Origin of the sequence: Streptomyces sp. 184 (assembly GCF_045781775.1) — a bacterium.
Classification (GTDB): Bacteria; Actinomycetota; Actinomycetes; order Streptomycetales; family Streptomycetaceae; genus Streptomyces.
Genome location: NZ_CP123230.1, coordinates 1,699,807 through 1,718,620, shown reverse-complemented (window position 1 = coordinate 1,718,620; position 18,814 = coordinate 1,699,807). Strand labels below are relative to the sequence as shown.

The 18,814-nt window shown below is 71.5% G+C and carries 16 protein-coding genes and 1 pseudogene; 12 read left to right on the top strand and 5 right to left on the bottom strand.

Translation table 11 applies throughout. The features are described from left to right. Positions 1-54: 54 nt before the first annotated feature. Positions 55-258 (bottom strand): annotated as a pseudogene (locus QBL21_RS07480) (site-specific integrase); the annotation flags it as partial. Between the two features lie 1,370 nt (positions 259-1,628). Here QBL21_RS07480 and QBL21_RS07475 point away from each other — a divergent pair. The 6 genes from QBL21_RS07475 (at position 1,629) to QBL21_RS07450 (ending at position 9,335) form a co-directional block, all read left to right on the top strand. Next, positions 1,629-3,134, top strand: coding sequence for an AMP-binding protein (locus QBL21_RS07475; protein WP_407561208.1), 1,506 nt, complete (start codon positions 1,629-1,631; stop codon positions 3,132-3,134). Positions 3,135-3,321: 187 nt separating this feature from the next. Continuing rightward, positions 3,322-3,840: an acyl carrier protein gene (locus tag QBL21_RS07470; RefSeq protein WP_407561207.1), complete on the top strand. Its 519-nt coding sequence runs from the start codon at positions 3,322-3,324 to the stop codon at positions 3,838-3,840. A 34-nt stretch (positions 3,841-3,874) separates the two neighbouring features. After that, positions 3,875-4,561, top strand: coding sequence for a hypothetical protein (locus QBL21_RS07465; RefSeq protein WP_407561206.1), 687 nt, complete (start codon positions 3,875-3,877; stop codon positions 4,559-4,561). Between the two features lie 45 nt (positions 4,562-4,606). Continuing rightward, on the top strand, positions 4,607-5,938 hold the full coding sequence (locus tag QBL21_RS07460) for a condensation domain-containing protein (RefSeq protein WP_407561205.1): 1,332 nt from the start codon (positions 4,607-4,609) through the stop codon (positions 5,936-5,938). Positions 5,939-6,069: 131 nt separating this feature from the next. Further along, positions 6,070-8,334 (top strand): peptidase domain-containing ABC transporter, encoded by a 2,265-nt coding sequence (locus QBL21_RS07455; RefSeq protein WP_407561204.1) that lies wholly within the window; start codon positions 6,070-6,072, stop codon positions 8,332-8,334. Then, complete coding sequence (locus tag QBL21_RS07450; protein ID WP_407561203.1) at positions 8,334-9,335, top strand: phosphotransferase family protein; 1,002 nt, start codon at positions 8,334-8,336, stop codon at positions 9,333-9,335. Before QBL21_RS07455 ends, QBL21_RS07450 begins: the two co-directional genes overlap by 1 nt. A 39-nt stretch (positions 9,336-9,374) precedes the next feature. Here QBL21_RS07450 and QBL21_RS07445 read toward each other — a convergent pair whose 3' ends face one another. The 4 genes from QBL21_RS07445 to QBL21_RS07430 are packed head-to-tail and all read right to left on the bottom strand — an operon-like array spanning position 9,375 to position 12,890. Next, positions 9,375-10,061 (bottom strand): SDR family NAD(P)-dependent oxidoreductase, encoded by a 687-nt coding sequence (locus QBL21_RS07445; RefSeq protein ID WP_407561202.1) that lies wholly within the window; start codon positions 10,059-10,061, stop codon positions 9,375-9,377. Positions 10,062-10,081: 20 nt separating this feature from the next. Continuing rightward, a complete protein-coding gene (locus QBL21_RS07440; RefSeq protein WP_407561201.1) occupies positions 10,082-10,981 on the bottom strand; it encodes a phytanoyl-CoA dioxygenase family protein in 900 nt (299 codons plus the stop codon). Positions 10,982-11,016: 35 nt separating this feature from the next. After that, positions 11,017-11,412 (bottom strand): hypothetical protein, encoded by a 396-nt coding sequence (locus tag QBL21_RS07435; RefSeq protein WP_407561200.1) that lies wholly within the window; start codon positions 11,410-11,412, stop codon positions 11,017-11,019. Positions 11,413-11,465: 53 nt separating this feature from the next. Further along, a complete protein-coding gene (locus QBL21_RS07430; protein WP_407561199.1) occupies positions 11,466-12,890 on the bottom strand; it encodes a B12-binding domain-containing radical SAM protein in 1,425 nt (474 codons plus the stop codon). Between the two features lie 489 nt (positions 12,891-13,379). Here QBL21_RS07430 and QBL21_RS07425 point away from each other — a divergent pair, with 489 nt between their 5' ends. The 6 genes from QBL21_RS07425 to QBL21_RS07400 all read left to right on the top strand — a co-directional run bounded on the left by QBL21_RS07425 (position 13,380) and on the right by QBL21_RS07400 (position 18,755). After that, positions 13,380-14,333, top strand: coding sequence for an amino acid--tRNA ligase-related protein (locus QBL21_RS07425; protein ID WP_407561198.1), 954 nt, complete (start codon positions 13,380-13,382; stop codon positions 14,331-14,333). 75 nt (positions 14,334-14,408) lie between these two features. Further along, complete coding sequence (locus tag QBL21_RS07420; protein WP_407561197.1) at positions 14,409-15,248, top strand: class I SAM-dependent methyltransferase; 840 nt, start codon at positions 14,409-14,411, stop codon at positions 15,246-15,248. Further along, the gene (locus QBL21_RS07415; protein WP_407561196.1) at positions 15,248-16,000 is read left to right on the top strand and encodes a class I SAM-dependent DNA methyltransferase; all 753 of its coding nucleotides are present in this window, start codon (positions 15,248-15,250) and stop codon (positions 15,998-16,000) included. The genes QBL21_RS07420 and QBL21_RS07415 overlap by 1 nt, the downstream gene beginning before the upstream one ends. Positions 16,001-16,008: 8 nt before the next feature. After that, the gene (locus QBL21_RS07410; protein WP_407561195.1) at positions 16,009-17,046 is read left to right on the top strand and encodes an LD-carboxypeptidase; all 1,038 of its coding nucleotides are present in this window, start codon (positions 16,009-16,011) and stop codon (positions 17,044-17,046) included. Further along, entirely contained in the window at positions 17,033-17,509 is a 477-nt protein-coding gene (locus tag QBL21_RS07405) for a hypothetical protein (protein ID WP_407561194.1), read from the top strand. Before QBL21_RS07410 ends, QBL21_RS07405 begins: the two co-directional genes overlap by 14 nt. After that, complete coding sequence (locus tag QBL21_RS07400; protein ID WP_407561193.1) at positions 17,502-18,755, top strand: hypothetical protein; 1,254 nt, start codon at positions 17,502-17,504, stop codon at positions 18,753-18,755. Before QBL21_RS07405 ends, QBL21_RS07400 begins: the two co-directional genes overlap by 8 nt. The last annotated feature ends 59 nt before the right edge of the window (positions 18,756-18,814 follow it).

The following is an 18,814-nucleotide window of genomic DNA, read 5'->3' as shown; positions in this document are numbered from 1 at the left end:
GCCCCGGTTCACACCGGGGCTTACGCTTAATCCGAGGTCTCGCGAGCGCCTTTACTATCCAGAGCCGTCATCGCCGAGCCCCACCATGATCCGATCATTCATTTCTGCTTCCTGGTCATCGATGCACTTGGCATAGATCTTCAGAAGCACGTCGACCGAGTGTCCCGCGCGTGCGGCCACTTCCGGCGCGGGAGCGCCGGAGTTGAGCCACTGGGAAACGCCCGCATGCCGCAGGTCGTACGGCCGGGCCGCTAACAACGGCTAACGCAATGAGCTGAGTGGTGCGGCCGATGAGGCGGTTGCCGTCGGCGTCGTAGAGGTATGCGGTGCTCTTCGTGCCGCCGGTACCGTCCGGTTCGGAGAGCGAGGCCAGGTGGCCCTCTGGGTCCCAGGTCAGGTTCTGTGTGCTGCCGGCCAGGGTGCGGGTTTTCGTGTTGCCGGCTTCGTCGTAGGTGTAGCTGTCGGTGCTGGTGCCCGTCGGGCCGGTGCTGGTCACATCGGTGAGGGCGTGGGGCTGCGGCTGGCCGGGGGTGGGGTAGCTGTAGGTGTACGTGGTGTCCTGGGCTGCGCCGCCGGGTGCGGTGTGGTCGGTGTGGGTGGTGCGGTTGCCGGACTTGTCGTAGGTGAAGGACTGCCAGTACGCCGCCGGGCCGCCCACGATGCCCGGGGACGGTGCTGTCTCGCAGGTCTCGTCGGCTTCGGTCCAGGCTTCGGTCATGCGGCGCAGGTAGTCGTAGGTGAAGCACTGGTTGTCGGTGCCGGTGCGGTTGACGTCCGAGACCGAGGTGATGTTGCCGGTCTCGTCGTAGGCGTAGGTGGCGTACTTCTCGACACCGGGGACGTTCTCCCTGTCCACGCGGGAGTTCTTCAGGCGCTGGGTGCCCCACTCGTAGGTGTTGGTGATCCTGGCGCGCCGGCTGCCGTCGCTGGCGGCCAGGTCGTACTGCATCGGCTGACCGGTGTTGCGGTAGGCGATGACGGACGAGCTGCCCCAGGCTCCGTAGGCCCTGGTGGGCCGCAGGATGTCGTCGTACGCGAAGGTGATGCCGCCGCCGGGCAGTGACCCGGCCGCGGAGTAGCTTTCCCCGGCGACGAGGCCGTTGGGCTTGTAGGCGGTGCCGGCCTGGTAGGTGCCGGCCAGCGCGCCTTCCTTCGCGGGGATGGTGACGGCGGTTCTGTACGGCCGGTAAAGGTGGTCGTAGGCGGTGACCCGGGAGGTATAGGCGGCGCCGTCTTCGTAGCGGGTGGAGGTGGCGAGCTGGCCCTTGGCGCCGGCGACGGTGTCGTAGACCCACTGGGACCGCAGAGTTCCGGTCGGTGAGTCGTTACGCAGCTCGGTCTTGCGACCCAGGCCGTCGTAGACGTGGGCGAGCTTCACCCCGCGGGCATCGGTGGTCGTGGTGAGCTGGCCGCGGTCGTCGTACGTGGACGTGGTGGTCCCCTTGTCGGGGTCGTCCGCCGTGGTCTGGGTGCCTTTTCTCCGTCGATGGCAAGAATCACCGCTGCGTCCCCCTGTCCACTTGTTGCCGGTATCAGTGCTAGCCATGAGCCGCCATTGACCCTCGTGACCGTGCCTCTATAGCTTCTCCGCGACGACGGAAAACGCGCCCGGGGACTGGAGGAAGAGCATGGCAGCCAACAAAAGGCCACGTTCTCTGGTTGCCCGTCTCCGGGAGCTATCGGAGACTTCTCCGGACCACCGGAGTCTGATCTGTGCCGGTGGCCAAACGGGTACCGAAACTGTTTCCACGGCACAACTCGTCGATGACATCCTCGACATGGCCGAAAGGCTCGGCCAGGCCGCATCGGACGGAAATCAGTCGTTCGTGCTGTGTCATCCGGCCGGCGTCGACCGGCATACCGCGACCCTGGTACTCGCGGCGCTCTGCGCCGAGGTGACGCTCGTGCTGCACGCACCGGGACTACCGGCCGACGTCCTTGACGGTGCGCTGGCGCAGGGAGGTATCGGGCCTGCCGCCGAGAACGGTGCCGGTTTCCTCGCGCCGTGGCGCGATCGGCCGTACGAGCGTCGGCCGACGTACTTTCTCCTCACCAGCGGGACGACCGGGGCGCCGAAGCTGACGCCTTTCTGGAACTACGCCGACTACGACCCGCGGGGCATCCCCGATGTCCTTTTCCGGTCCACGGGGTGGTCGGGGGCGACGACTCATCTGCTCACCCTGCCCGTGTACCACATCGCGCCTTTCGGAGTGCTCGTCCAATCCGTACTGGATGGACACACTCTTCTTCTCGGAGAGAATCTCGACCCCGCCGGGACCGTCGAGGTGATCGAGGAGCACGGGGCCGACTGGCTGCTACTGACCCCTCATGACATGGGCGAGTTGCTGCCCGCGGCGGAGAATCACCGGGAATCGCTGCGCGGCGTGCGCACTCTCTTACACACGGCGCTGCCATGTCCTCCCGGGCTCAAGCGTGCGTGGATCGATCTGCTCGGCCCCGACGGTGTATACGAAACCTACGGCGGCACCGAGGGTGTGGGCATGACCTTCCTGCGGGGACGGGAATGGATCGAGCATCCGGGGTCGATCGGACGGGGCCTCCTCACCCGGATACGCATCGTCGGGGAGGACGGCGCGGAACGCGTCGCCGGCGACATGGGGACGGTGTACATGCGCCGGCTGGGCGCCGGTTCGGGCACCACCGCCGGACGGCCCTGGCTGGACCGGACCGCGGACGGGTTCGCCAGCCTGGGTGACGTGGGGTTCGTCGACGAAGACGGTTACCTCTATCTGCACGACCGGCTCGCCCATCGGGTCGATACCGGCGAGGGCCCGGCCTGGCTGGGACGCACCGCCGCGGTGCTGCGGGAGCATCCGGACCTCTCCGACGCCGAGTGCGTGGACGACGGATCCGGGCGCGGGCTGCTGGCCCTGGTCGTCAGCCGCGGCGAAGACGACGACGGGCAACTGCACCGGCGGCTCAACGAGTTCTGTGCGGCACGGCTCACTCCCCCGGAGTGCCCGAGCGGGTACCTGCGCGTCCCGGCGATCCCGCGCTCGGCGCTGGGCAAGGCCGATCGGGCGGCCATCGTCCGGCTGGCCGCATCACGGGCCCCCATCTGTGACAGCTCAGATGGGTTTCTCAACAAAGCACCAATCGACAGAAAAGGGTGAATCATGGATTTCTTCGACAACGAAATCATCGACGTGGAGGGTCTGTCCGACGAGGCTCTCGACGACGTTGTCGGCGGCGGCGGCCTGGCCGACCACTGCTGACGTAGCTCGTCCGGCACTCCGGTGGTGGTCTGTTCCCCCGAAAGATCGCCACCGGAGTGTCTGCGCCGTGGTCCATAAGGAGGAGATGGTGGGCGAAGAGATCGCCGAGAAGCACGACGCCGCCCTGTTCCGCGTCGAGAACCCTTCGGTCCTGGGAGCGTGTGTCGCGCAGGGCGAGAAGGTGACCCTGCTGGTTTCCGGAAATGAGGCACCGTCGGGCCTGACGCTGCGTCGGAGTTTCCTGCGCTGCTACGGAGTCGACGTCGACCGTGTCGAATTCGTCCGGGGCCTGCGGTGGCCCGTGCACGGCTGGTGCACCACGCCGGGGGACGCCGTGCCCGATCCCCGTCGCACCCGCTATCGGCACGAGCCCCTGAGCACGGAGCTGGAAGCGGAGATCGGATCACTGTGGTCGGCGATTCTCGACGTAGGGAGCATCGGTGCTCTCGACGACTTCTGGGACCTCGGCGGCAACTCGCTGGACCTGGTCGAACTGGCGGAAGCGCTGCATGAGCGATTCGGCGTCGACCTGGGCCTCCTCCACCACAACGACGGCCTGACGGTTCGTGGCCTCGCGGCGTTCGTCGATGCCGCACGGGGGTGAACCGACGTCCGGGCTCCCCGCCGGGGCGCAGCCGATGGAGATCATCGCCTCGGATCGGGAGGTCGGGGTACGTGTACGGGCCGAGGTCGACAAGGCGTCCGACGAGGTCCTGGCGTTCGCCGGGAAGCCGGCGGTGGAGGAGACGTGTCCCACAGATGCCGAGGCGGACCGGGAGACCCAGCTTCGGGCTCTGGAACGGGGGGTGCGTGTCCGTTCCCTGCTCCGGCACTCCGCCCGTTTCCACCTTCCCAGTGTCGGACTGATGGAGACGTTGACCCGCGCGGGCGGGGAGTTCCGGACGATCGGAGAAGTGGTGCAGCCGTCCTGGGTGATCGACAGGCGGCTGTGCCTGGTGCGTATCGCGCCGCACGTTTCCGAGGCGGAGGGGAACGGTGCCGGCGGGGGTGCTCCGCGCGGAACGGCGGTGGTTTTCCACCATCGCGCCGTGGTGGACTACTTCGCCTCTCTCTTCCAGTCCGCGTGGGATCGCGGCGTCCGCTTCGACCCCGACCGCGTGCAGGAACCGGAAGTATCCGACCGAACCAAGGTTTCCATTCTGTGGCTGCTGGCCACGGGCGTGAAAGACGAAGTCATCGCGCAGCGGCTCGGCATGTCCGTGCGCAGTTGCCGGCGGCACATCGCGAGCCTTATGGCGTCCCTGGGAACCGACAGCCGCTTTCAGGCGGGCGCCGAGGCCCAGCGTCGCGGGTTGCTCGGTTGACCGACCGCGACCGGCCGAACGGACCGGGCCAGAGGAGAAATTGCCGTGATCACCCACGAGCTGATCCCGCTCACCCTGCCCCAGCAGCGGTTCGTCGATGCTCTCGAATCGAGTCCGAAGCTGCGGGCGTCCTTCTCCATGTCCGTTTCCCTCACGGGCCCGCTCGATGTGGCGGCCCTGCTGACCAGCCTTCACCACCTGGTGCTGAGGCGCGACGCGCTACGCCTCGCCATGCGACGTACGCCGGCGGGGAGTTGGGGTCAGTGGTTCCGGGAAGCGCCGCCGCTCTCCGAGGTCACGACATGCCAGGCGGTGCATGCGCCATCGGATGACAAGTTCTCCCGGTACGTCGTGAAACTGGCGACCCGCGACGCCGCGACACCCTGGCGCCTCGACGAGGAGTACCCCTTCCGGTTCCGGCTGATCCGGCGCTCGCAGGGCGACCACGTCCTGCTGCTCACCTTCGCGAAGCAGGCCGTGGACGGGGCCCTGTACCTGCTTCTCCCCGGGGACTTGTGGTCGGTCTACCATGCGCTGCTGGCCGGCGAACCCGCTCCCGGCGAGCCCGGAAACGGGTTCGCCGAAGCCCTGCGGCGCCGGGAAGCCGGGGGCTCCCCCGATCCGGCGGAGTTCTGGCGGTCCCGGCTGGCCCGCGCGCGGCCGTGCCGGTTTCCCGCCCCGGCGGCCCCGGTGGCCCCGACGACCTCAGCAGCCCCAGCGGCCGCCGACGGGGAGCCGGGGCCACGCACGTTCAGGTTCAGCCTGGTCGGCGAGGAGGCGCAGGTCCTGCGCGGTGCGGTACGCCGGGCGCGGTGCAGCGAGTTGCAGTTGGTCCAGGCCGCCCTGGCCGAGGCGGTCTTCGAGCGGGTGCCGGACGACACGCTGGCCATCACCCTGCCCGTGGATACCCGGCGGTCGTACGAACGCGGCGTGCTCGGCCAGTTCGGCGTGAACCTCCCCCTCGTGCTGACCCGCCCGGCCAGCGGCGCGGGGATGGTCGCCCAGGTGCGTCACGAGTGGCTCCAGGTCCTCAGGAACCGGCACGTCACCTCGCGCACGGTGCGGCGTCTCGCGCCGTCGAGCACGGGATGGCTGGGCGCTGACGAGGCCAACAACCTCCGTCTGAACTACCTGCCGCACACGCCCGTGGCGCCTGTCGGGACACGCGGGGACGGCGCCCTGTGCGTCGCCTACGGCCGTTACCCCCCGCGGGTTCTGCGCGAGTCGGCAGCCGTGCACCTCCGGGTGGGCAGTGCGCCGGATCGGCTCGACTTCACGCTGTCGTGTGCTGCGCGCGGAGGGCCGGACGAGGCGGGAGTCGCCCTCGCCGCTTCCCTGGAAAGGCTGATGCGCCGCCACGCGGAGGGCTGCCGATGAGTACGGACGCGGACGAGAGGCAGGCCGGCAACGTGCCTGAGGAACCACCGGGCGCGGCAGGTGACAAGGCGGCTGGGGACGCCCGCGCCGACGGCCGTCGCCGGTTCCGTCGTCAGGCGATGGAGCGCCGGTTGTCCCGAAGGCAGTTCGGCGACCCGTTGACGACGGTCGTCGGCCGCCGGGAGGTCGTCCCCGATCTCTCGGGCGGCCGGCTGGGGCTCAGGACAAGGGCCGGCAAGGGCAGGGGCGGGCAACGGCGCCCGGTTCCCGTCGTCTACCAGACGGAGGCCAGCGACTGCGGCCCCGCCAGCCTGGCCATGGTGCTGAACTACCACCGCGTCCCCGTGAACCTCGCCGAGTTGCGCGAGCAGATGGCGATCTCCAGGAACGGTGTCTCGGCCCGTACCCTCCTCGACGTGGCGCGCGGTCACGGGCTGTCGGCCCGCGGGGTCCGGGTCGGTGTGCCGGGCCTACGCAACCTGCGCCCCGGCAGCATCCTGTTCTGGAACTTCGACCATTTCGTCGTCTTCGAGCGGGCGACCGGGCGGCACGTCTACATCGTGGACCCCGCGTTCGGGCGCCGGCGCATGACGGCGGACGCCGTGTCCGACGCGTTCACCGGAGTCGCCCTGGAGTTCGGGCCGCCACTCGGCGGCGTCCGGGCGGAGCAGCCGCGCGGCCGGTTCCGGCGGCACCCCGCTGCCGGCCGCAGCCCCTGGCGCTATCTGGGCTACTTCCTCAGCCGGGAGCAGCCCTGGAAACGGCTCACCGGCTTCTCCGTCCTGCTCATGCTGTTCAGCCTGTGCACACCCCTGATGACCGCCTACGTGGTGGCGAACGCGCCCTCGGCGTCCCATGACCAGGGTGCCCGGACGCTGACGCTTGCGCTCGGTGTCCTGGGGGCAGCCGGCGCGTACGCGCTGCTCCAGGTCCTGCGTGGGCTGAATCTGGTGTCGCTCCAGGCCATCGCGGACAAGCAGGTGACGCTGGGCGTCCTGGAGCACCTGCTCGGCCTGCCCTACGACTACTTCACCCGGCGCAATCCGGGCGACCTCGCCATGCGGGTGCGGACGAGTACGGCCGTACGGCAGGTGCTGACGACTTCGGCCCTGTCGGCGTTGGTCGACGGTCTGATGGTGCTGGTCTACCTGTGCCTGATGCTGGTGGGCGACACCGGATTCGCCCTCCTCACCCTGGTGCTGGCCGCGGCCCAGGTTCTCGTCCTCCTCGTGTTCTGGAACAACCAGCGTTACCTGGCCGCGGAGGCTCTGGAGCGGCAGGCCGCCGCCGAGGGCGACCTCATGGAGATCCTGGACGGAATGCAGACGCTGAAGGCGTCCGGTCTGGAGGCCGCCGCCGGCGAACGCTGGAGTCACTCGCTCATCGACGAGATCAACGCCCGGAGCCGGAGCCGTCGCAGTCAGGCCGTGGCTCTCGCGCTCGGCGTCACCGTGCAGTTCGCCGCGCCGCTGGCCATCCTCGTCTACGGCTACCTGAGGGTTTCGCGGGGAGACATCTCCCTGGGCGTCGCCGTCGGGTACGCGTCCCTCTCGGTGGGCCTGTTCGCGCCGCTGGCGAATCTGGTCCAGAACGCCCTTCAGGTGTCGGGGCTCGCCGCCACGCTCGCACGGCTCACCGACATCGTCGAGCACTCCCCGGAGCAGGCGGGGCGCGGCGCCGCGGTGGATCTGCGCGGCAGGGTCGAGTTGTCCGGGGTGACCTTCTCCCATCCGGGCAGTGCGGTCCCGGCCGTGGATTCCGTGAGCATGTGCGTCGAGCCGGGCTCGTTCGTCGCGATCCTGGGCCGGTCGGGATCGGGGAAGTCCACCCTCGCCTCCCTGATCGCCGGCCTCCAGACACCCGCCGAGGGGTCCGTCAGCTACGGAGGCGTGTCCCTGGCGGAAGCGGACCGGGTGGGCATGCGCCGCAGGCTCTCGTACGTGGACCAGGAGTCCCGCGTCTTCGCCGGTTCGATCTGGGACAACATCGCCTACGGCATGCCGGACGCCCCGCACGAGCGTGTCGTGCAAGCGGCCCGGCTGGCGCGGATCGACGAGGAGATCAGGGCCATGCCCGTCGGCTACTCGACGCTGCTCGGCCCCGGCGGCCTGGGAGTCTCGGGAGGCCAGCGCCAGCGCATTGCCCTGGCGCGGGCGCTGCTGCGCGAGCCGGACATGCTCATCCTGGACGAGGCGACGAGCGCCCTGGACGCCCCCACCGAGGCGGAGATCTTCGGGGAACTCCTCGGCCGCGACATGACGTTGATCGTGGTCGCACACCGGCTGGCGGTTCTGGAGTCGGCTGACAAGATCGTCGTCCTGACCGGGGGCCGCGTCACCGGGGAGGGCACCTTCCACGACCTGGGGCTCGCCTCCGGAGCCTGGCAGCCGGCCTGATGACCACCGACGCATCGGCCTACAACGCATCGGACGGCAGCGCATCGGACGGCAGCGGTTCGGCCGCGGCACCGGAGAGCGTGCGGGCCGGCTGGGAGGAGCTGCCGCCGGCCCTGCGGGGCTGGGCCGAGCAGCGGCTGGGCGGCCCCGTCGTGTCCGCGGTGACCGCCCCGGGTGGTTTCTCGGTCGGGGCGGCGTGCCGGCTGCGCACCCGCCAGGGGCAGCGCGCCTTCCTCAAGGCGGTGTCCACCGGGATGAACCCGCGATCGACCGACCTGCAACGGCGGGAAGCGCACGTCACCCGCCTGCTGGAGCACGATCCGGCCGTGCCGGCGGTGCTCGGCGTGTACGACGCCGGCGACTGGGCCGGGCTGCTGCTGACCGAGGTGGACGGCCGGCTGCCGCCGCAGCCGTGGCAGCCCGTCGACCTGGAGCGCGTCCTGGCGGCACTGGCCGCCCTGCACGACCGGCACACACCGGCGCCGGCGGCCGGGCTGCCCGGCGTCGGCGCGGCCTACGGCGACGTACTGACCGGGTGGCGGCGGCTGGCCGCCGGGCCGCCGTCCGGTCTCGATGCCTGGTCCCGCCGTCACCTCGACCGGCTGGCCGGGGTGGAAGCCGGCTGGGCCGGGGCGGCGGCCGGCGGCACACTGCTCCACGGCGATCTGCGGGCGGACAACCTCCTGTTCACCGCCGACCGGGTGGTGTTCCTCGACTGGCCGTGGGCCTGCGTCGGCGCCGCCTGGTTCGACGTGGTGGCGTTCGCGCCCAGCGTCGCCGCGCAGGGCGGCCCGGCCCCCGACTGGCTGCTCGCGCGTACGCCGCGGGCCCGCGCCGCCGCCCCCGAGGCCATCACCGCGGTCGCGGTCGCGGTCGCCGGCTACTTCACCGACCAGGCGTCGCGTCCGGCGCCTGCCGGGCTGCGGAACCCGCGTACGTTCCAGGACGCCCAGGCGCGCGCCGCACGTGCCTGGCTGCGGGAACGTACGGGCTGGACCTGAGGGCGCGGCCCTGCCCCGGTGGCGGGCATCCGGTGCGCCTCACCGGCCCGGTACGTCGATGACGGCGCCGTTCACGTGGCGGAACCGCGGCCCGAGCAGCTCGGCGATGACGTCGGCCACGGCGTCCGGCGGCATCGCCGACGCCGCCCGCTCGGGAAGGGCGGCCCGGAGCATGTCGGTGTCGACCGACCCCGGGCTGACGCAGTTGACGCGGATCGCCGCGTCGGCGAGTTCCTCGGCCAGGCAGCCGGCCAGATGGGCGAGCGCGGCCTTGGCGGTGCCGTAGGCCAGGCCGTACCGGCCGGGGCGCCGTCCCATCCGGGACAGTACGAACACGACGTGCCCGCGGCGCAGGGCGAGGGGCTCCCGGAACGCGCGCACCATCCGGTAGGCCCCGGCCACGTGTTCGTCCATCATGGCCATGATGTCCGCGGGGCGGATGACGTCCATCGGCCCGGTGATCGCGGTGCCCGCCGTCACCACGAGCGCGTCCAGGCCGGTGCACCGGGCGTTCCACCACCCCCGGAGCCGCTGGACGGACCCGTCGTCGCGGACGTCGGCCGCCGCCGGGGTGACGCGCAGGCCCGCCGCCCGGGCGACCTCGGCGACCTCCCGGGCGCCGGTCGCACTGGCCGCGGAGACGTCCCACCCGGCCCGGGCCAGCAGCAGCGACACCTCGCGGCCGATGCCGCGGTTCCCCCCGACGACCAGTGCGGTGGCATTCACAGCGCTGCGCCGACCGCCGATCAGTATCCGAGCAGCCGTGACGGCGGGGCGACGAGGGTGCTCAGATAGTCCGCGTAGGAGACATCTGCCGGCGCCGGCACGGTCGGTACGTCCGCGGGCATCCGGACCCAGGCGTCGGTGGACCAGTCGCGGCACAACTCGGGCCAGTCCGGCACCCGGGGCCGGCCGTGCGGATGGGCGTACTCGCTGCGCATCGGGTCGGTGCGGCGCTGGTACCGCACATCGACGGAGAGCCGGACCTGGTCGGTGGTGTTCGGTCCCCCGCCGTGCACCGTGAGGCTGTGGAAGATCACCGCGTCGCCGAGCGCGTAGTCGGCGGTCCGCCAGCGGGGATCCGCCGGGTCGACCGGCAGGTAGACCGGCAGCGAGCGGGCGAGCGCGGGTTCGACGGGCAGGAAACCGCCGCGGTGGGAGCCCGTGAGGACGCGCAGCCCCTGGCGCCGCGGCGTGCACGGGGTCAGGGGGATCCACACGGTCAGCACGTCCGAGGCCACGTGGAGCTTGACGAAGTCCTGGTGCGCCCCGGTGCTGTAACCCTCGCCGGGGCCGGTGGGCAGCGCGACCCGGGCGACCTTGGCCGGGTGGCAGAACACCTCCTCCTCCAGCAGCCCTTCGATCACCTCGTGGACGGCCGGTGCATGGGCGAGGCGGTGCAGGCCCTCGATTCCCTGGAGAGAGTCGTACGCCTCGCGGAAGGCCGGCCGCAAGCGGTCGGACGGTACGGGCCCGGCGACCGTGTGCCCCGTCGGCTCGGCGAGCCAGCCGAGCGCGTGCAGCGCCCGCCGGACGTCCGCGTCGACCGACCGGACCTCGGCCGGATCCAGGAGTCCGGGAAGGTAGAGGTAGCCGTCGCGGCGCAGCCGTTCCCGGAGGGGGTCGGACAGCGCTGACGTGACCATGGCGTCCACCGTCGCCACACGCTCCGATCCGGCGGTCACGGCCGCGCCACGAGCCGGGCCACCCCGGCCCGGCACGCGTCCCACCGTCCGTCGCCGTACGGCACGGCCCGGTCGTCGACATAGGCTGCGGCAGGCACCTTGCGGCCGGTCACGCGCAGCGGGGGGAATCCGTGCTCGGCCAGCCAGCCGCGGATGGCCGCGGCGCCGGCCTCGGTTCCGGCCCGCGCGGAGACGACCACCGCCTCCACTCCCTGCCCCAGCAGCCATTCGACGAACTGCCGGGCGCCCGGCTCGGGGGCATCACGGGGTTCGGGTCCGGTCCAGCCCGAGGTGTAGGAGTGCAGGACGCCGTCGAAGTCCAGCACCACGACGATCCGGGAAGGTCCCGCGTCCACCGAACCCACCGCTTCCCCCGCTTCCACCAGGTCCACCGCGTTACCTCCTGACGATTCCGGCACAGCGTGCCCCTTCGGTCGTGGGCGGCTCAGTCGTGGGCGGCCAGCGCCGCGGCGAAGGCCGCCCGGGCCTCGACGTGGCCGCCGCCCGCGTCGAGTGCTTCGAGTACGGCGTCGCGGACCTGCCGGGCGCGGGGGTCCCGCAGCTCCCAGGCGGGCACCGGCCACTCCTCGGCCAGCCACCCGGCCCGCTGGTACTGCTTCCACAGCGTGGTCCCCGGGTGCGCGAAGACCTCGCACAGGAACTGCCAGGAGCTTTCGTACCCGCACGCGTCGATCACGTTCAGCGTCTCCCGCAGTTCCTCCGCGGTGGTCGCCGGGTGGTAGGTCAGGATTCCGGGGATGACCTCGATGCCCAGCTCCTGCAACCCGCCGACCCGGCGCCGCACGTACTCCACGTCGTAGCGCTCCCCGTAGCGCTTGTTGTAGAAGGTGAGTTGCTCGCCGCTGCCCGTCTCGATACCGATGAACACCCGGTACAGCCCCGCCTCGGCCAGCTCCCGGAACACGTCCGCGTCCGCCGAGTCGAGCCGGCAGTCCAGCATGAACGGGATGTGCACCTTCCGCTCCCGCAGCGTCCGGGCGAACCGGACGGCCCGCTCGTAGGACTCGGGCGTCTTCGCCACGAACAGGTCGTCCACGAGGGTCAGGTGGGGGATCCGGTAGTCGGCGATGAGCTGCTCGATCTCGTCGACCACCAGGTCGACCGAGCGTTCCCGGTAGCCCAGTTTCTTGTGCAGCAGCCCGGCCGTCTGCCCGGTCGTGCAGTAGGAGCACCGGTACGGGCAGCCGCGGGTGGTGTAGACGGTGGGGCTGACACCGATGCGCATCACGTCGGGCAACTCGTCGCGGGCGATCGGGGGCAGGGTGTCCAGGTCCAGCGGTTCGACGGGCGGGGGCCGCATCCGCACCTTCCCGCCGTCGTCCCGCCAGGCGATGCCGGGGATGGCAGCGAGCGAGTCCGCTCCCGTCGCCGCGGTGAGAGGCACGATCGTCGCCTCACCCTCGCCGATCGCGACGATGTCGAACTCCGGATAGTCGGAGAGGATGCGGTGGTAGTTGAGGGTGGCGAACTGATGGCCGAGAACGATCTTGGCGTGCGGCCACTGCCGCCGGGCCCTCCGGGCGAGGTCGACGTTCTCCTCGAAGACCTGGCAGGGGCCGGAGAACCCGATCAAGTCGACATCGATCTCCCGGCCCGCGGCCAGCATCGCCTGCCAGGTCTGGTCGACGAAGCGGTGGCATTCGGTCTGGCCGTTCACACTGCGCACCGGGATACCGGCACCGCGCAGCACGGCGACCAGTGCCATGAGGCCGAGATGCTCGCCCGGGTAGGACTTGTACCAGTGCTCGTCGGTGAAGCTCAGCTCGTATTCGAAGTACGACATCGTCCCGCCGAGTCCCCGGCCCTCCAGTCCGGACAGGGAGGGCGGATTTACCAGAAGCACACCCATCGCGCTGATTACCGATCCTTTCCGTATGTCCTTGCGCATGCGCCGGCGCCGCGCGGGGACGGACCGCAAGGCGGTTCGGAGGGCGTTCGGAACACGGGCGCTGGCCCCGTGGTCACGCCCGTCCCGTCATCGCGAGCGGGTCATCACTCCGGACGGGTCGCGGAAACGTACCACCGCTCTCCCCGGGGCAGAGCGTGCATTCGATGCGGCCTCGGGGGCACCCCTGACGTGACTCCCGCCGCAGGGACAACGGTTACGGGGTGACCCTGAAATCGCAGGTCCTGCGGTAGTCAGACCGCCGAGAGCATGGCTACTGTCCTGCCGAATCGCTCACCGGCGCACGAGCCGGAGGCATCCCGGAAGGGGTTGTCCCGGCTGCCGGTCAAGGATGTTCGTGCGTCTGATCCAGATAGGGAAGTGTCTATGGCTGCTGGGCGCATTGTTCCTACTCGATCCTGGCGGCAGCCGGATTCTCACTTCGTCGCCGCGATGACCAGCGAGTGGTATCGCGGGCTGGTCGAGTTGCAGCATTCGTTCACCGTCGCCACCCTCCATTTCTGGCAGGAGCGCGGGGCGAAGTGGGCGCACGCCCCGGTCACCACGGGGTCCATCTCCTCGCCCATGGGCCTGGGCAGCGACTCCTCGCCCGTCGAGGTGGACCTGCACGGGGTGCCGACCTTTCTCGCCGACTCCATGCAGTTCGCGCTGGAGTACCTGTGCCGGCTCAGCGAGCCGGGAGCGTACTACCTGATGCCCTCGTTCCGCGGTGAGGCGGCCGACGCCACGCACCTGTGCCAGTTCCAGCACAGCGAGGCGGAGATACCGGGCCGGCTCGACGACGTCATCGCGGTCGTGGAGGAGTACGTCCGCTACCTCACCGGATGGCTGCACACCCACCACGCCGGCCTGCTGGCGCGCATGGCCGGGGACGTGTCGCACATCGAGGACCTGATCGGCCGGTCGTCCGCCTTCGCCCGCCTCACGTTCGACGAAGCGGTGTCGGTGGTGCCGGAGCCCGACGGCGTCCATGCCGACGACATGGGCCGGTGGCGGTCGCTGACCCGGGCGGGAGAGCGGCGCCTGCTCGACCGGGTGGGGCCGTTCGTCTGGGTGACCCATTGGGACCACCTCGCGGTGCCGTTCTACCAGGCCGTGGACGACAGCGGTCGCGCGCTCAGCGGGGACCTGCTGTTCGGTCCGGGTGAGGTGGTGGGCGCCGGAGAGCGGCATGTCACCGGGGACGAGGTGCGCCGGGCGCTGAAGACGCACGACGTGCCGGTGGACAGCTACGAGTGGTACGTCGCGATGAAGGACTCGGCGCCCCTGCGGACAGCCGGGTTCGGGATGGGCGTCGAGCGCTACTTCATGTGGCTGCTCCGTGCCGACGACATCCGCGACTTCCAGGTCTTCCCGCGGGAGAACGGCCGCAACATCGTCCCCTAGCGCCGGTGCCGCGCCGCGAGTACCGAACCGAACACAGCCCACCGGACCACAGCGAACGAGGTTGCCATGCCGCTGATGTCGAATTCCGAGTTCGAGACCTTCTTCCAGCCCTATGCCCGCAACGTGGAGGGGTTCTACGAGGCCGCGTACTGGCGGCTCTCGGACGAGCTGATCAAGGAGCTGGTACGGCGCCATCTGGGCCTGACGCCCGGGGCCCGGCTGCTCGACGCCGGCGGCGGCACCGGGCGGTGGGGGCTGTGGTACTCCCAGGCCCTCGACGTGGACGTGACCGTCGCGGACAAGTCGTCGCACATGCTCGCCACGGCGGAGCGGCTCGTCAAGGCGGCGGCGCCGCGCCGCGAACCCCGGCTCGTACAGTGCGACCTGCACGACGCGCCGGAGCTGGAGGACGAGGCGTTCGACGGCATCGTCAGCACGTACGGGGTGCTGAGCTTCCTGGAGGACCCGGCCGCGGTGTTCCGCACCCTGCACCGGGTACTGAGGCCGGGCGGGCGTGCTCTGCTGATGAGCCACTCGCTGTCCAACGCCCTGGCGTCGAAGGCGAACCGGGACGGGGCCCCGGCGCGGGAGCTGGCCGAACTCCTCGACACCCGCACCGTCAAGTGGTCCGGCCACGTGCCGCGGCTCCGCGTCTTCTCGGCGCAGGACCTGAGGGAGCTGGCCGCCGACGCCGGATTCGCCGTCCGCGGCGTCTTCGGTGTGACGGCGGTGGTGCAGCCGGGTCCGGAGGACTTCGGTTACCCGTACACCGAGATCAGCGACATCTCGCGCCGGCTGGAGGACCCGGAGTACTTCGACACGGCCCTCCGCCTTGAGCTTGCCGCCTCCGAGCAACCGGAATGGGCCGAGCGCGGCACCAACCTCATGCTCTTCGCCGAGCGCCTGGAGAGCTGATGGGACAGCAGACCGCGGCGGTCCCGTACGACATGCTCGCCCCCGTCTACGACCGCTGGACCGCGGGCGACCACTACGAGCGCTGGGCGGAGTTCGTCGCCGCCCGGTTGCCCGCGCTCGACGCACCCCCGCAGGTGCTGGACCTGTGCTGCGGCACCGGCAGGCTCTCGCTGCTGCTGCGGGAGCGGGGCTGCCTGGTGACCGGCGTGGACCGGTCCCCTGCCATGCTGGCGCAGGCGGCCCGGCGCCTGGGCCCGGACACCCCGCTGCTCCGGGCCGATCTGCGGCGGATGTCGCTGCCCCGGAGCTACGACGCCGCCGTCTGCACCTTCGACAGCCTCAACTACCTGGTGGACGACGGTGATCTGGAGTCCGCCCTGACGGGCACCGCGCGTGCGCTCCGCCTCGGCGGGGTGCTCGTCTTCGACGTCAACACCCGGCACAAGCTGGAGAACGTGTTCGGCGACAGCCACTACGGCGACGACCTCGGGGACTTCGCGTACGTCTGGCGGAACCGCCACGACCGCGCCACGCGTCGGACGACCTTCGAGATCACGCTGTTCCAGCGGCGCGAGGACGGTGCCTTCACCCGCCAGGACGAGCGGCATGTGCAGCGCTGGTTCGCCCACGCGGAGATCGAGGCGGCGGCCGCGGCGGCGGGGTTGCGCGTGGCCGACGTACGCGACGACTACGGCGACGGCGAGCCGGGGGCGGACAGCATGCGGGAGACATGGGTGCTGCGCAGGTCATGAGCACCCCGGTGACCAGTGAGAACCACCGGTGCGCCGGCTGCGCGGGCGTGCCCGCGCTGCCGCCGCGGCTCGCCCCGGGCGACACCCTCGTCGTGTGTACGCCCTCGGGCCCCGGCGCGCCGATCGCCGCCGAGCGCTTCGCCCGCGGAGTGCGGTGGCTGGAGCGGGCGGGCTTCGACGTCCGCGTCGGCGGGCAGGCGCACGCCACGGGGTACGCCGCGGGCTCGGCCCGGGAACGGGCCGAGGAGCTGAACACGGCGCTGCGCGACCCGGACGTGCGCGGGATCGTCACCGCCATCGGCGGATACAACGCCAACGGCGTGCTGCCGTATCTGGACTTCGCGGCGCTGGCCGACCGGCCGCGCGTCCTGCTGGGGTACAGCGACGTGACGGCGCTGCTGCTGGCGGCGTACGTGTGCAGCAACGTGGTCACCTTCCACGGGCCGACGCTCATGCCCGAACTCGCCGAGTACCCGGCGCCGCTGCCCTACACCGAGGCGTCGCTGCTCGGCACCCTGTGCCGGCCGGACCCGCCCGGCGGGCTGACCGCGCCACCGGACTGGACGGAGGAGTCGCTGCGCTGGGACTCCGAGGACGTGCGGCCCCGCCGGATGCGGGAGCACCCCGGCTGGCGGTGGCTCACCGGCGGAACGGGCACCGGCCGCCTCGTCGGCGGCAATCTCGACACCCTGTGCGCGTTGCTCGGTACGCCCTACGCCCCCTGCCTGCGCGGCGCGGTGCTGTTCTGGGAGAGCTGCGCCGAGTCCATCGCCGTGATCGACCGGGGGCTGTGCCAGCTCGACGCCGCCGGCGGGACCACCGGGCTGGCCGGGATGGTGGTCGGGCGGTCCTTCCGGAGGGGGGAGGAGTTCGAGCGCGACCTCCGGGCGCTGGTCGCCGAGCGGTACGCGGGCCGCGGGTTCCCGGTCCTTGCCGGGGTCGACATCGGCCACACCGATCCGATGCTCACGTTGCCGATCGGGGTCCGGGCCCGGCTCGACTCCGGCAGCTCGGCCTTCGAGGTGATGGACCGTGCTGTTCGGTAGCGGCCGGGCCGGGCGGGTGGCGGCGGCACTGGACACCGCCGGCTACCGCCGCCTCCTCGACCTGCCGGCGGTGCCCGTGAACAACGCCTGCGGCCTGCGCTACGACCTGACCGTGCCGGTGCACCCCGGGCCGGCCAACTGGTACCTGCGCTCCTTCGGCGTGCAGTTCGACCTGGTCAGCAAGCGGTGGCTGCGGCAGGGCCGGCTGTGGTACTCGCTCGGCTGGGGCCTGGTGGGCCGGGCGGAGGTGGCGGAGTTGCTGCTCGTGCAGGCATGGCCCCGCACGTCCGGGCACCTGCCCGACGAGGTGGCCGGGGTGCGCCCGCTCGCCCACCGCTGGCTCAGCGACACCGGGGCGGACGGCTGCGTCCGCGTGGCCGCGGTGCTCGACGGCGCCGACAAAGCCGACGGAGCCGCCGGAGCCGCCGGAGCCGCCGGAGCCGCCGGAGCCGACGATGACTGACCAGGGCTACGTGCGGGCGCTGGAGCGGGCCCGGTTCATCATGGGGCCGCCGCGGATCAAGGGAATGGTCGTCTGGTCCGACGCCGGGCTGGAGTCGGTACGGCTGCTGGTCGACGCGTTCGTCTCGCTGGTCGGCGAACGGCATCCGGCCACCGTGCTGGAGCACGGCTTCCTTGCCGACGGGCCCGCGTACCGGGAGGTCTTCGGCGGCTACGCCAACGTCTACGAGGTCGCCGCCGACCTCGGGATCCACCACGAGTCGCTGCTGCGGCCGGACAACCTGGTGACCACGCTGGAGCGGATGCGGACGGCCGGCACGGACGTGCCGTACATCGCGGTGGGCGGGTTGCTGCGCCGCTTCGACGGGCGGACGCCGCCGCTGTTCCGGGACCGGTTCATCTGGCCGGCCGTCCAGCTCACCCAGCGCGTCCGGCCCGACCGTGCCGTGGAGACCCTGGACTTCTACCGGGTGGTGGTGGAGCGGCTGCTCGCTCTCGCCGGCCTCCCGGCGCTCACCGTGCGGACCCCGGCCCTCGCCGACTACGGACGGGTGACCTACCTCGTCATCAGCGCGCTGCCCAACGGCAGGCCCACGGTGCTCGCCACGCTCTACCTCCTGGCCGACGGCCTTCGCCACGCGCTCGGCGAGGAGCAGGACATCGTCGACGTCGGTCTCACCGGCAAGGTGCTGGCGACCGTGGCGATGCTGCACCGCGACAGCCGCGGCCTGGTGCTGCCCGCCGCGTTGGCGCCGGTCCAGCTCTCGGTGATCCGCGGTCCGCGGACCGAGCCGGCGCCGGCCGCGCGCTGGCTCGACGCGCTCGGCGAGCGGGGCATCCGCGTCCGCACCGGTCCGGTCGCGCCGACCCGCTCCAGGCGGGACCGGACCGAACGTGGCTGGCACGCGCTGGGGGTGCCCCTGGTCGTCGGGCTGGACCGGCACCGTTCCGGCGAGGTGATCCGGGCCGTCCGGCATCCGCTGACCCGTACCCCGCTGGCGGAGCTGCCGGGCCCGGACGACGTGTGCGGCGACCTGGCGCGGCACGACGGCCGGCTGCTGTGCGCCGGCCGCGCCACGCTCCGCAGCAGCCTCGACGCAGGTGGCAACGTGCGCGCCGCCTGCCCCGCGTGCGCGGAGAGCCTCGCCGTGTTCGGGACGGTGGTCCCCGCTCGGCGGGCCCGCTGCGCGACCTGCCCGGCCATGGGGGACGTCGTGTTCGTCAGCGACGAGGGCCGGTTCTACTGAGACTTCACCATCAACGCGCGTGCCCGGGGCGGCACCGATCCAACGCGGAGGGATCTCCC